At 37.7% G+C, this 13,757-nt stretch carries 9 protein-coding genes; 2 read left to right on the top strand and 7 right to left on the bottom strand.

The annotated features are described in order from the left end of the window. The 5 genes from R3333_RS06740 to alaS form a co-directional block, all read right to left on the bottom strand. On the bottom strand, nucleotides 1–322 hold a 322-nt coding region (locus R3333_RS06740; RefSeq protein WP_318958024.1), incomplete at its 3' end, for a PLP-dependent transferase. Between the two features lie 315 nt (nucleotides 323–637). Next, nucleotides 638–1,807 (bottom strand): sigma-54 dependent transcriptional regulator, encoded by a 1,170-nt coding sequence (locus R3333_RS06735; protein ID WP_318958023.1) that lies wholly within the window; start codon nucleotides 1,805–1,807, stop codon nucleotides 638–640. A gap of 283 nt (nucleotides 1,808–2,090) precedes the next feature. Further along, nucleotides 2,091–5,429, bottom strand: a complete 3,339-nt coding sequence (locus R3333_RS06730) for an AAA domain-containing protein (protein ID WP_318958022.1) — start codon at nucleotides 5,427–5,429, stop codon at nucleotides 2,091–2,093. Between the two features lie 168 nt (nucleotides 5,430–5,597). Continuing rightward, entirely contained in the window at nucleotides 5,598–6,902 is a 1,305-nt protein-coding gene (locus R3333_RS06725; RefSeq protein WP_318958021.1) for a glycosyltransferase, read from the bottom strand. Between the two features lies 1 nt (nucleotide 6,903). After that, nucleotides 6,904–9,519 (bottom strand): alanine--tRNA ligase, encoded by a 2,616-nt coding sequence (alaS, locus tag R3333_RS06720; protein WP_318958020.1) that lies wholly within the window; start codon nucleotides 9,517–9,519, stop codon nucleotides 6,904–6,906. Nucleotides 9,520–9,625: 106 nt separating this feature from the next. Between alaS and R3333_RS06715 the strand changes: the two genes are divergently transcribed. Further along, nucleotides 9,626–10,597: a M23 family metallopeptidase gene (locus tag R3333_RS06715; protein WP_318958019.1), complete on the top strand. Its 972-nt coding sequence runs from the start codon at nucleotides 9,626–9,628 to the stop codon at nucleotides 10,595–10,597. Between the two features lie 244 nt (nucleotides 10,598–10,841). Here the strand turns inward: R3333_RS06715 and R3333_RS06710 are convergent, their stop codons facing one another. Next, nucleotides 10,842–12,071: an FtsX-like permease family protein gene (locus tag R3333_RS06710; protein WP_318958018.1), complete on the bottom strand. Its 1,230-nt coding sequence runs from the start codon at nucleotides 12,069–12,071 to the stop codon at nucleotides 10,842–10,844. Nucleotides 12,072–12,081: 10 nt separating this feature from the next. Further along, nucleotides 12,082–12,417: a 30S ribosome-binding factor RbfA gene (gene rbfA / locus R3333_RS06705; RefSeq protein WP_318958017.1), complete on the bottom strand. Its 336-nt coding sequence runs from the start codon at nucleotides 12,415–12,417 to the stop codon at nucleotides 12,082–12,084. Nucleotides 12,418–12,486: 69 nt separating this feature from the next. Between rbfA and R3333_RS06700 the strand changes: the two genes are divergently transcribed. Then, nucleotides 12,487–13,757 (top strand): ABC transporter ATP-binding protein (locus R3333_RS06700; protein WP_318958016.1); only part of this gene is annotated, 1,271 nt, incomplete at its 3' end.

Genomic DNA, 13,757 nt, shown 5'->3' with positions numbered 1-13,757 from the left:
TGGTTGTAAACAAACGGTAAGAACCGCCATATAAATCGTTGGTTGATATTACCTCATCTCCAGGTTGAAGCATTTTGATTAAACAATCAATTGCTGCAACTCCAGAACCAAAACAAGCTCCAAATCTTGCATTTTCTAAAGCTGCGATATTCTGCTCTAAAGCATGTCTGGTAGGATTTTGAGATCGTGAATAGGCATAGCCTTTATGCTTCCCTACCGCTTCTTGAACATAGGTACTGGTCTGATAAATCGGTGTCATAATTGCACCGGTTGCCTCATCTGGTTCCAGTCCTGCATGAATAGCCTTTGTTCCGAATTTCATATCCCTTTTTCCAATTGACTCCCTAAGTAGGGTTTGATTGCTAAATGTATGGCTACAAATGTAAGTCAATGCCTAGAGATTATCAATCAAAGGATGACAATTTAGTCGTAATAGAACTCAACAATTGAAGGATTTATGGAATTACCAAGGTTTTGAATTTTGAAACTTGACTATACACCAGATTAGCATGTCGGGTAGACTTTTGAATCTCCAATTTCAAATTTACCCACAAACAGTGACAGCAATGACAGTCCACAAAAGAAAAAAGTCCGATACGCAGTGTACAGGACTTTAATATATAGACTTTTACTTCTTTTATTTCTTAGGATTGGCAAAAGTGGTAATATCCTCTGCAGAGATTTCGTCTCCGCATAAAATAATCAACCTTTCGGTGATGTTTCTCAACTCTCTAATGTTCCCGGTCCAGTTCACCTCTTGCAAGGCTTTGAGCGCTGCATCAGAAAACTTCTTTCTTGGAATACCATGTTCTGCACACACCATAGTCATAAAGTGCTCTGCCAACAATGGAATATCATCTTTGCGCTCATTTAAAGAAGGAACGTGCATTAATATTACACTCAACCTATGGTATAAATCTTCTCTAAAATTACCAGCTTCAATTTCTTTTCTCAAATCTTTATTGGTTGCCGCCAAGACTCTACAATTCACTTTGATGTTTTTCTCACCCCCCACGCGTTGTATAGTATTTTCTTGCAAAGCACGCAAAACTTTGGCCTGAGCCGAAGCACTCATGTCTCCAATTTCATCTAAAAACAAGGTACCTTTTGAAGCCAACTCAAACTTCCCTTTCTTCTGCTTTACTGCCGAAGTAAAGGATCCTTTCTCATGTCCGAACAATTCACTCTCTATCAATTCAGAAGGAATGGCTGCACAGTTCACTTCTATGAAAGTCTCCTCTTTTCTAGAACTGTTGTCGTGTAAAGAACGCGCTACCAATTCTTTTCCCGTTCCATTTTCACCTGTAATCAAAACACGCGCATCTGAAGGTCCCACCTTCTCTATCATTTCTTTGATCGTTAAAATCTCAGGCGTCTCACCAATGATAGATGAACCTTTGAATTTACGCACCGTTTTCTTTAACACTTCCTTTTCTTCTACCAAAGAGCTCTTGTCTTTCGCATTTCTAATGGTTACCAAAATACGGTTCAAATCCAAGGGCTTTTCAATGAAATCGAAGGCACCATTTTTAATTGCTTCTACAGCTGTCTCTATGTTTCCATGTCCAGAAATCATAATCACAGGACTCAATACTTTCTCCTTTCTAAAAGCTTCCAATACTTCCATTCCATCCATCAAGGGCATCTTGATATCGCAGAAAATGATGTCATAGTATTGTTGCGTCGCCAACTTCACTCCTTCTTTTCCATTTTCGGCTTCATCCACCTCAAAATCTTCAAATTCTAGAATTTCGCGTAGCGCTCGTCTTATGCTTTTTTCGTCGTCTATGATCAGTATTTTACTCATGTTTTTTCTTTTGTAGAATCTTGGGACACCTAAAATAATAAAAAGTCCTTAGGGCGCGAGAAGGCTATGAGGTTTGGACTGTTAAATATTTGCTAAAGGTTTTTTAGATTCGGTAAACTTCATGCTATTTGGCAATAGTTCCACTCTGTTTTAATTACGACTCCTCGACTCCGCTCGGAAACCTAGGAGGCATTATACATAATGTATTTAGCTTATCCAGAAGGAGGCATGCTAAACGATTTTTTCAGTGGAGGTAGTCTTTCAATTTTTTAAATGATAACACCTAGCATCTATAACTTAAGCTCCAACCTCTGTTACTTAAAACCATGTGCTGAGTTAAGAATTCTCGAGCGCTTAATTCACTCGACTTTTTCACATCCACACAAAGTTCACTTTCCGAAACTTGTTCCAAATGTTGCGGGAGCATCAATTCGTCTTTGTCCTTATGTGCTTCAAGATAGCTCATCAATTTGCGCAAAGTTTCAACACCTGTATTTGCACTCAACTTCATGTCTTGCGCCTTAAAGGATCTAAAACAAGTAATGCGTTCTTGTGCGCGTGTCATCAATACATTCAAACGTTTTTCTCCACCCACCTTATTTAGAGGACCAAAACGCATGGCAAACTCACCCTCTTTGTTCGGTGCATAGGTTGTTGATATAATCAGGTGCCTGCATTCATCTCCCTGTACTTTTTCCAAGGTTTTGATAAAGCAATTGTTCTGGTCATCTTCCAAGTACATCATTTGCTCAGGAGAAAGGGTCTTGCTCAACAATTTCACTTGTTTATCATTAAAACATACAATACCCAAATCTTTTTGTCCTGCCGCTAGGAGTTCTCCAATATAGTCAGCCACAGCTTGAGCTTCTACTTTGTTTCCTTTCTCCAACATAACACCGGGTACATCCTTCACCTCCAAAACAGGTGCTTGCGTTGCAGGACCTGGAAAAACTTGTAAACTGCTCTGGTAAAAATTACGGTTAGAAAAATCTATCAATGCATTATGCTTAGATCTATAATGATGTTGCAAATGCAAATTCTTCAACTGAAAACTTGCTTGGTGGAGAATATCCCCTTCCTCTGTATCCCTTTCAAAGTACAAACTTGGCGACATCTGCTGAGAATCTCCTGTTATCAGACATCTTTTGGCCCTGTGAACACTTCCCAGCGCATGAGTCATAGGTATTTGTGAAGCCTCATCCAAAATCAATAGGTCTAACAGATTTTGCTCCAAAGGCAAAGTATCTGCAACTTGAAAGGTATTGAGTAAAAACAGTGGTTGAATTGCCCTTAACCAATGTTTGGCTTCGCTGGTCATGAGCTCCAATAAACTCTTGTGACTTCTGGATTTCCCAAACTCATTGATTAGGATTTTCTTACCTATTCGCAGTTCTTTTTTCAGGGCTTTTTTGGCTTCATCTAACTTCGCTGCCGGCGTTGCTAACAAGGTATTATAGCTTTCGAACTTTTCTTTTTGCTTGTCTTTAAGTACTGCTGAAAAAGTATTTTGCTCTTCTGCAATGTGTTTTGCGATTCTTTCAATACCATAATTCAACGCTTCTCCGTCAAAAGTAGACAAGTCAGGGTTGAGGTGTTTAAACTTTAACCAAGCTGTTTTGACTACCGCCATTTCTATCTCTTCTATATCCGAATAGTTGACATAAGCATAGCGTGCTGCCTTATCTAGATTTTGAATTCTTGGTAAAACTGCTTTACAAAAAGGAAGCGCATTCAAAATTTCATTACAATGTTCTGTACAGTTAGCATCTGCTGAAATTTCTTGAAAGTAAATCTTAAAAAACTGCCTTAGCGCATTGTATTCTTTTGCTTTTTGATATAAATCAATACGTTCAGCATCAGACATCGCAGCTATTACTTTTACAATATTCACATCTGCACTTCTACTTCTGTCTATCGTATTTTTATAACTGTTTAAATGCTTGATGTCTTCGGGCAAGTGCTGCTTTCTTAGTTTGGCTTTAAGCTCTACGAGTTTAGCCTCAACTTCTTCTAAACGTTTTAGGTTCTGGAGTCCACCAGGAATTGCTTCATAGTGTAACTCGGTGAGTCGTTTTAGTTTATTCTTTACCCTAAAATGCGAAAATCTAAATCCTTTTTCACTTTCAAAAAAATCAAGAAAGCCTTGTATCTCACTAAGACTTATGTTCTTATTCCAATTCTCTCTTTCCTTTAGCAAGAGCTCTTTTTCATCCAACAATTTATGGTAAGCAGTATAACTTCTATAAAATGCTTTCTGCTGTGTACTCTCTTTTTCTAAGAGTTCTTTTGGGATCAACTGTTCATCATAAAAGAAGAGGTGAATGAAATCACTGTAGCGGATACGTTCTTGTACTTCGGCAACACTTAAATCTGTTCCAAACAACGCTTCAACCTGAAGATTCATTTCTGTTAATTCTTTAGTAAAAGCTGATAACTGCTCTTCGCTTTCAAAAATCAAAGAGGGCAGCTGTGCCCATGACTTATGCGTTTTGAAATATTCATCTTTTAAGAAAAATGAGAGCTCCTCTTTACACGCTTGCCAATCTTTAAGATCAGGTAATTGATCATTAACCTCAACTTTGTCGAGATCCCTACCCTCCCATAACGATTTGAATTCCCATAAACTAATACCGCCTATGGCTGTTGGACTTTTTAGTCGGTCTAATCGGTTATCTAATTGCTGAATTTCTAATTCACTAATGTTCAACAAAGTTGCCTTTGAAGGAATATGATTTTCTAAAAACAACCATGCCTCCTTGAGCTGTTGTATAAATTCCTTCTTGTATTGTTTCCCTTTGTAAAAACACAAAAAATGATGAAGATCTGCTTTTTTGAATTTCTCGTAGATGACTTCCAACGCTACCGATTTTTCAGAAGATAGCAAAGCAGAGTAACCTTCTGATAAGGCTTTTGCCAATACATTGCTTATGGTTTGCGATTTCCCCGTACCCGGAGGTCCTTGCAAGACTACATCTTCTTGACACAAGGTTTGAAAAACTTCAATTTGATCTGTATCAGCATACGTTAACAAACCATCACCAAAAGGTAAGCTATCTGTAGGATTCTTTGCATACCCCAGCATTTGAGTAAGGGATGAGGCCGCAATATCTTGTTCTGCTAATTCTTGTAACTCCCTTAGAATATTGAAACGATAAGGATGCACATTGGCCAAAGTATTGACCTTTTCAATTTTATAAGCAACTTGCTCTTGTTGAAAAGCAGCTTCTATATCTTCAAGACTTGCTTCTTCTTTTAATTGAAAAACACTTTGAAGAAAAGGATTAAGAAAAGTACTTTCTAGCAAAGGTTTAAAAACAATACACTTCCCTAATTCAACTTTTTTATAACCTACATGGGTAAGGTAAATGGGCGTTCTAATTTCTTCTTCTTTCCAATTCCAGGTAATTAACTCCTGCACCAAGCAAAGCGTTTCTATACCGCTATTCTTTCTGTAATCTTCTGCTTCTGTATACAGTTTTCGTGCGCTACCTTTAAACGCATAACTTTCATCATCACGAAAACTCAATGGATTTTTAGCGCATACGAAATTCACCAAAGGATCTTTGGTTGATTGGGTTATTTTCAATTGGGCCCAATTCTGGATTTCTTTTTGCACTGTCATCACAACGAAAATAAGCTTTATCCTTTATTAGATTTGAATTATTTGAGAAACAGTATCACTGGAAAAAGGATAATACCTTAAATTTTTAAATAACCGACACGAGTCGGTACTTAAATCATTTAATTTTCAAATCCCTCAAATCATCAAATTCCTTGACTACCCGAAATCCTATCCCAGGCTTTCTTTGTGGGCTGCGATAATTTCGTCCATCACCTCTACTAATTTTCCGGTAAGGGCTTTGCGTTCGTAATCTTTAGGATCTGAAGAATATTTTAGTGTATCAAAATCTTGATTGAAGAAAGCATCGAAGTTCTCTTCTTCAAATCCGAAGACCTCACCATAATTTTGATCGATGATCTTTGCCGCATCTCCAGCTTTTGGACCTATCATTAGAATAGGTCGTTCTGCAGCCATGTATTCGAACATTTTCCCGGTTAAAATACCCAGTGCATTTGGCGTATTGTTAACTACCAAGAGTAAAACTTTACTTCGCTTTTGCTCTGCTACGACTTCGCTGTGTGCGAGGTAATCTATTTTATTGAGGTAAGTATTTAAACCTTCTTTCTCTATAGACTCTAAAACGGCAATATCTACTTTACCGATTAGTCTAACCTCTAGTTTTTTCGCAAACTCAGCATCTGTTTGTACGCGTTTTCCAAGGTATTTCCACAAGTTCTCGGGGTTCCTATCCCTGTTCATAGAACCGATGTGTACAATGCTGATTTTCTCATCTACCGTTACAGGGTCTGTTACAAAGTCATCTTGGTCATAACCATTGGTAATGACTTTTACATCTTTGGCACCAAGTGCCTCAAGTTCTTTAGCCAGGGTTGGTCCAACTGTAATGACTTTATCAGATTTCGTCAATACACCTTTTTCTAAACGCTTGTGCTTTTTATCGGCCCAATTGCTGAGTTTAAGGTCTTTGTAGAAATCTATATTGGTCCAAGGATCTCTAAAATCTGCTATCCAAGGAATTTCGAGTTTATGCTTTAATTCTTGAGCGATCAAGTGCATACTGTGCGGTGGACCACTCGAGATAACAATATCTACAGGTCTACTGCGCAAGTAATTCATCAGGTATTTAATGGAAGGTTTGATCCAAAACTTTCTGGCATCAGGAATAAACAGATTTCCCCTTAACCAAACAGCAATATCTTGAAGTTTACTTGATTTTTTATTTTCGGAAATGAATCCGGCATTTACCTTCTCTTCCTTCTTTTGACCAATGAACTTTTTGTACAAATCATAGGGCTCCCAAATTGGAGTTTTGATGATTTCTAGTCCTTCCGGAACATCTTTAAAAAGTCCGTAGTCTTCAGAAGGGTACTCCCCATCCTCTACAGTGTAGACAACAGGATCGTACCCTAAATCTGGTAAATGTTTTACGAATTTCAACCAGCGCTGTACTCCGGCTCCCCCACTGGGTGGCCAATAATAGGTAAGTATCAGTACGCGTGGTCTTCTCTTCATCTTATGCTAATTTCTCTTTGATCAATGCTATAGCATCATCCAATCCTGCAGGGTTTTTACCTCCTGCTGTTGCAAAGGCAGCTTGACCACCTCCACCACCTTGGATGAATTTAGAAGCTTCTCTTACCAATTGTCCAGCATTCAAATTTTTCGCTTTCGCTAGGTCATCGTTAATGATGATAGACAAAGTACATTTTCCGTCTGCTTCACCACCGATAACGGCAAATAAGTTTTCTACTTCACCTTTCAATTGGAACAAGATATCTTTAATTGAACCACCGTCTAATCCAGCCTTAGTACCGATAAAGTTAAACCCATCCATCTCCTCTACTTTAGATTTGATTTCAGATTTCATCATCGTTGCTTTCTCTTTTTGGAAGGCTTCTATTTGCTTACTCAATTGCTTGTTCTTCTCTATTAAGTCTTCTACTGATTTGGCCAAATTCTTTGGGTTCTTCAATAAACTAGCTACTTCGGCTACTGTGTTTGCTTTCTCTTTGTAAAAGTTCTCTGCCTCCGCATTCGTGATGGCTTCAATTCTTCTTACACCTGCAGCAACCGCTCCTTCAGAAGTAATTTTAAACAATCCTATTTCTCCTGTGTTTCCAACGTGTGTACCTCCACAAAGCTCAACAGAATCTCCAAATTTGATGACCCTTACTTTATCTCCATACTTCTCACCAAACAAGGCCATAGCTCCCATGTTTTGTGCTTCTTCCATAGCTACAGCACGCTTTTCATCTAGTGCAATATTGGCTCTAATTTGTTGCGTTACCATGGCTTCAATTTTCTCTATTTCCTCATCCGTTACCTTAGAGAAATGAGAGAAGTCGAAACGCAAGTACTTATCGTTTACCAAAGATCCTTTTTGCTCTACGTGATCTCCCAACACTTCTCTTAATGCATGGTGCAATAAGTGCGTAGCTGAGTGATTACTTGCCGATAAATTTCTTTTTGTTTCATTTACCACAGCTTTAAAAGTTGCTTCTACATCTTTCGGCAATTCTGTGCTTAAATGAACGATAAGGTTGTTTTCTTTTTTCGTATCGAAAATCGCCACTTTTCCGTCGCCATTTTCTATATATCCTTTATCTCCAACTTGTCCACCACCCTCTGCATAGAACGGAGTTTGGTTAAACACCAATTGGTAGAATGATTTTTTCTTTTGGGTTACCTTACGGTATTTTGTGATTTTAACATCTGCCTCTAAATTGTCGTAACCGATAAAATCTACGTCGTCTCCACCAGCAACTGAAATCCAGTCTTCTGTTTCAACTGAAGTTGCAGCTCTAGATCTCTCTTTTTGCTCATTCAAGCAAGCTTCAAAACCTTTTTCGTCTACTGTTAACTTGTTTTCTTTGGCAATTAACAAAGTTAAATCGAATGGGAAACCAAAAGTATCGTACAATTCAAAGGCTGCATCACCATTCACTACATCAGAACCTGCGGCTCTTGTAGCATCCATGATAGCATCCATACGTTTAATACCTTGCTCCAAAGTTCTAAAGAAGCTATTTTCTTCTTCTCTAATTACTTTTTCAACCAGTTCTTTCTGACTCTCCAATTGCGGGAAAGCTTCACCCATTTCTTGTACCAACACCTTGCTCAAATCAGCCATGAAAGACTCATTTAAGTTCAATACAGAGTAACCATATCTCACCGCTCTTCTTAAGATACGACGAATAACATACCCTGCTCCAGTGTTCGATGGCAACTGACCATCACAAATAGAGAACGCAATTGCACGAACGTGATCTGCAATTACACGTAAGGCTATGTCTGTTTCTTCCTTTTTACCGTAATCCACCTTCGCCACTTTAGCGATGTGTTGAATAAGACTTTGGAATAAATCTGTATCGTAGTTCGATTGTTTACCTTGAAGCACCATTGCCAAACGTTCTAAGCCCATCCCTGTGTCGATGTGCGTTTCTGGCAATTTCTCCAGGCTTCCGTTTGCTTTCCTTTGGTATTGAATGAACACTAAGTTCCACACCTCAATTACATGAGGGTGATCCATATTCACCAAAGATTTACCATCAACCTTCGCTCTTTCTTCATCAGAACGAATATCAACGTGAATTTCAGAAGCTGGACCACAAGGACCAACATCTCCCATCTCCCAGAAGTTATCTTTTTTGTCAGACAAAATAATTCTGTCCTCTGCTACGTGCTCTTTCCAAAGTTCAAAAGCTTCGTTATCTACATCTAAACCATCCTCTTTGTCTCCTTCGAAAACAGTTATGTATAAACGCGACTTATCAATTTTGTATACCTCCGTAAGTAATTCCCAAGCCCAGTCAATTGCTTCTTTTTTGAAGTAATCTCCGAAGGACCAGTTTCCTAACATCTCGAACATGGTGTGGTGGTAAGTATCTACACCAACCTCTTCTAAGTCGTTATGCTTTCCTGAAACACGTAAACACTTTTGTGTATCACATACTCTCCTGTCGGCAGGTACGCTATGACCTAAGAAATAATCTTTAAACTGATTCATTCCGGCATTGGTAAACATCAATGTTGGATCATTTTTAATTACCATTGGTGCCGATTCCACGATTTTGTGGTTTTTAGACTCAAAAAACGCTAAAAATTGGCTTCTAATTTCTTGTATTGTCATCGCTAAATAACTTATTTTCAATAAATAAACCCCTGTTAAGGTATGTTAACACTTGGGCAAAGTTAGATTATTTGTATAATTTTGTATCGTTTTTTAAAGAAATTTAATGGGAAAAACAAAGTATAAATACAATCCTAAAACCCTCGCTTACGAGGAAGTACAGATTAGTTTTGGACAAAAACTTCTCAAAGGATTGATCATAGTTGCACCTAGTGTAATTATAGGATTGGGTTTGGCGTTTGTTTTTGAGACGAGTGTTGAGACTCCCAAGGAAAAAGAATTGAAAGCCCAACTCGAGCAGAAGGATTATGCTTTGAATAAATTAAATGCGATAGCTAAAGCGAATTTAAAGGTACTCAAAGACATAGAAGAGAAAGAAAGACAGCTTTATAGAGTAGCCTTATACGCCGAAGAATTTCCAGAAGATTTGAGAAGAATGGGAATTGGAGGTTCAAATAAGTACAAGGAATACGAAGACATGTCAAACTCCAAGTTGTTAATTGAAACAGCTAAAACGATAGACAGTGTTAAGAGTAAGCTTTATGCGCAGAGTCTTTCTTTTAAAGAACTTTTACAGCTCGCCAAGGAAAGAGAAAACAGACTATCTTCTTTACCCGCAATTCAACCCGTAAGTAACGATGATTTAAAGCGTACAGCTTCTGGGTATGGTTGGAGAATCGACCCTATTTACAAAACTCGTAAAATGCACTGGGGAATGGATTTCACTGCAGATGTTGGAGCTGAAGTTTATTCTACAGGAGATGGAGTTATTGTAGAAGTGGTAACCAACTCATGGGGATACGGAAAAGAAATTGTTATTGATCATGGTTTTGGATATAGAACAAGATATGCTCACTTGAGCAAGTTCGAAGTTAAAAAAGGTGATAAAGTAAAACGTGGAGATTTAATCGGCTTAGTGGGATCAACAGGTAAAAGTACTGGACCTCACTTGCACTACGAAGTAGAAAAGGATGGTCATAAGGTTAACCCAGTTAATTTCTACCATTCTGACTTAACACCAGAAGAATACGAGAAGTTAATTGAACTGAGTCAGAACTATTACCAGTCATTTGATTAATCATATAAATACTCAAAAAAGAAAGGATGCAGCTATTTTGCATCCTTTTTTGTTTCTTATAAAAAAAGCGTCCTGTACTACTACAGAACGCTTAAACCATGAAATGTAATTACTGACAATGTTTTTAACGGTTGTCTATTGTTGCTTTTGCTGTGTAAGATAATACAAATAATCGGGATTGACAAAAGGCCTAAAGGTTTTAGACCTGTAAACTTTTAAGGAAAATGGAGATGTATTATCTGCCTTACTTTTGGAAGAAATAGGTTTTATCGTGTTTTCTAAACAAATACCTACTCGGTAAGTACGAGGCGATTACACCCAAAACAATGGCTGAAACAATAATCATAAGTCCATCCATCCACTTTAAAGCAATAGGGAAAAACTCACCGTTTGAGTTAGGCATTTTAACGAAGCCAAAATTAATCTGTAGAATACAAATGGTATACCCTAAAATTATCCCTAAAAATATCCCTCTAATACTGATCAATAAACCTTCGTAAAAGAACACCTTAAACATCGCCTCTTTATCAATCCCCATACTGTAGAGTGTTTTGATATTATCTCTTTTCTCCACGTAAAGCATGGTTATAGAAGCAATCAAGTTAAAGCTTGAGAGGATAAAAATGAAGATGAGGATGAAAATAACGATGATGCGTTCCGACTTCGAAGTTTTAAAGATCAGCTCGTTTTTTTCAAAATTTGTTTTCACCACGAAGCCTTTCGGTAAAACCTCATACAGTGCTTGTTTCACCTCCTCATTATCATAGGCAGGATCTACACTTAAATAAACGGCAGAGATATCCCCTTTGTATTTTAATAGGTCATTTGCAAGTTCAAAAGGCAGTACAACTTGTTCGTCGTTCACTTCTTTATTGAAGTTCATACTCCCACCTATATAAATGTGCTTAGTACTTAAAGGATTTTTACCTGGTCTAAACTTACCTTCCCTTAACGGAACATTAAACAAGACACTGTTTTCATTTGCAAAACGCGGAACATACGTGTCTAATTTCTGAAGAAGCCCAACCCCAAAAAGCGCCACAGGCAAGCCCTCAAAATCAAATATAGCATCCCCTTCATAGAGGTGACTACTCATTTTAGACATACGGAGAAAACTTGTGTCTACCCCTGTCATACGGGCTTTCACCCATTTATTTCCTTTTCTTAAAATTACTATTTCCTCTAGGGCCCGGGAGAGTCCATCTACTCCTTCAAAATTTCGAAGGGTATCAAGGTCTAAAAAGGATTGGTTAAAGGTTTTCCCTTTTTCACTTCTAATCGTGAGGTCAGTGTCAAAATCGGTATAGAGACCCACCACAATTTTTTCAATACCATTAAAAGCGGAAAGAACCACAATGAGCGCCATCGTTGAAACCATAATCCCCACCACACTTATTTTAGAAATAAGGTTGATGATATTTGTTGATTTCTTCGATTTAAAATATCGGCGCGCTATGTGAAAAGATATGTTCAAATAAGGGAGTTTATTTCTTTAACAATTCGTCAATCTTCATTGCGTAATCTAACGAATCATCAATATCAAAAATAAGGTCTGGCATTTTCTTCATATTCTTCAAACGCTTCCCTAGTTCTGCTTTGATTTTCCCTTTATTCTCTCTTATACTCTCTAAGACTTCTTCTTTTGAAGGTCCTGCAAAAATACTTAAGTACACACGAGCCAACGATAAATCTGGAGTTACCCTAACTACCGTTACACTTGCCATTGCACCTAAACAATACTCTCTGGCATTTCTTTGAAAAACACCTGATAATTCTTGTTGTATAACTTGCTCTATTCTATTTTGACGTACAGTTCCCATACCGCAAAATTAAGAATTGTTTGTATAGTGTTCACCTAGAAAAACAAAAACCTATCTTTGCATGAGATTATGAAGCAGTTATTCAAAATATACAAGGCCACTTTTAAGTACAAAGCCCTTGCATTAATCACGATATTTTCCAACTTATTATACGTCATCTTCAACTTAGTTTCTTTGGTGCTTTTTGTACCTTTTCTCCAATTGATCTTCCCCAAAGGAGACGAGGAAATTGAACGTGTTGCCGATCCAGTATTATCATCATACAACCCTGCTGCCATCATAGAGTATGCAAAAGACGCCTATAAGTTTTTTATGCAAAGTATGGTTGATAGAGGACCCAAAGAGGCCCTTTTCTTTGTATGTTGCTCGGTTTTGGCCGCCTTTTTTCTTAAAAACTTATTTCGCTATATCGCTATTTACAACCAATCACAATTGCGTATGGCAGTAGTAAGAGATTACAGAGACGCCCTTTTCAATAAATCGATGCGTTTGCCTATGTCTTACTTTACTGAAGAGAAAAAAGGAGATTTAATGTCGCGCATGAATGCAGACGTTAATGAAATTGAAATCGCTGTTGTGGCCATGTTGGAGCTTTTATTTAGAGATCCTATATCTATCATTATTACCGTTTCTGTATTGATCTATTGGAGTCCGAGTTTAACGTTGTTCTCTTTTATTCTGTTACCGCTATCGGCATTAGTAATTTCTAGAATTGCCAAAAGTTTAAAACGTACAGCCAAACAGGGACAAGAACAAATGGGCGTTCTCTTTTCTTTCTTAGATGAATATTTAGGAGGAATAAGAATCGTAAAAGGATTTAATGCAACAGGTAAAGCCGTTGAAAAATTTGCGGCTATCAACTTACGCCACCAGAAACTCATTACCAAAACATTTAGAAAGAAAGACCTGAGTTCTCCTTTAAATGAATTTTTAGGAGCTACTGTAATGATAGGGATTGTTTGGTTCGGTGGAAATATGATTTTGGACGGAACCGATCAAGATGGATTTACTGGAGAAGAATTCATGGGATTCATAATTGTGTTCTCGCAATTGCTAGTTCCTATACAGGCCGTTGCCAAAAACATTGGAAACATGAATAAAGCCAAAGCTTCTCAAGACAGAATAGATGAAACTTTGTTTACCAATGAAAAAATATTAGACCCTACTTCTCCTCAAAAAATGGAAGGGTTGAAAGAGAAAATTCGCTTTAACAATATTTCTTTCGCCTACAAAGATGAGAAGGTGATTAAAAACGTTTCTTTCGATATCGAAAAAGGAAGAACTGTTGCTTTAGTAGGAGAGTCTGGAAGTGGAAAATCTACTTTGGCCGATTTACTTCC

It is taken from the genome of Lishizhenia sp. (genome assembly GCF_033720595.1).
Taxonomy (GTDB): Bacteria; Bacteroidota; Bacteroidia; order Flavobacteriales_D; family Crocinitomicaceae; genus Lishizhenia.
The sequence above is the reverse complement of the archived record's forward strand: the minus strand, read 5'-3'. Positions and strand labels throughout refer to the sequence as shown.

Bases quoted from the DNA above. Each gene is read 5' to 3' on its own strand.
- R3333_RS06735 (WP_318958023.1), bottom strand. From the start codon at position 1,807: ATGAGTAAAATACTGATCATAGACGACGAAAAAAGCATAAGACGAGCG.
- R3333_RS06730 (WP_318958022.1), bottom strand. From the start codon at position 5,429: ATGACAGTGCAAAAAGAAATCCAGAATTGGGCCCAATTGAAAATAACC.
- alaS (WP_318958020.1), bottom strand. From the start codon at position 9,519: ATGACAATACAAGAAATTAGAAGCCAATTTTTAGCGTTTTTTGAGTCT.
- R3333_RS06725 (WP_318958021.1), bottom strand. From the start codon at position 6,902: ATGAAGAGAAGACCACGCGTACTGATACTTACCTATTATTGGCCACCC.
- rbfA (WP_318958017.1), bottom strand. From the start codon at position 12,417: ATGGGAACTGTACGTCAAAATAGAATAGAGCAAGTTATACAACAAGAA.
- R3333_RS06715 (WP_318958019.1), top strand. From the start codon at position 9,626: ATGGGAAAAACAAAGTATAAATACAATCCTAAAACCCTCGCTTACGAG.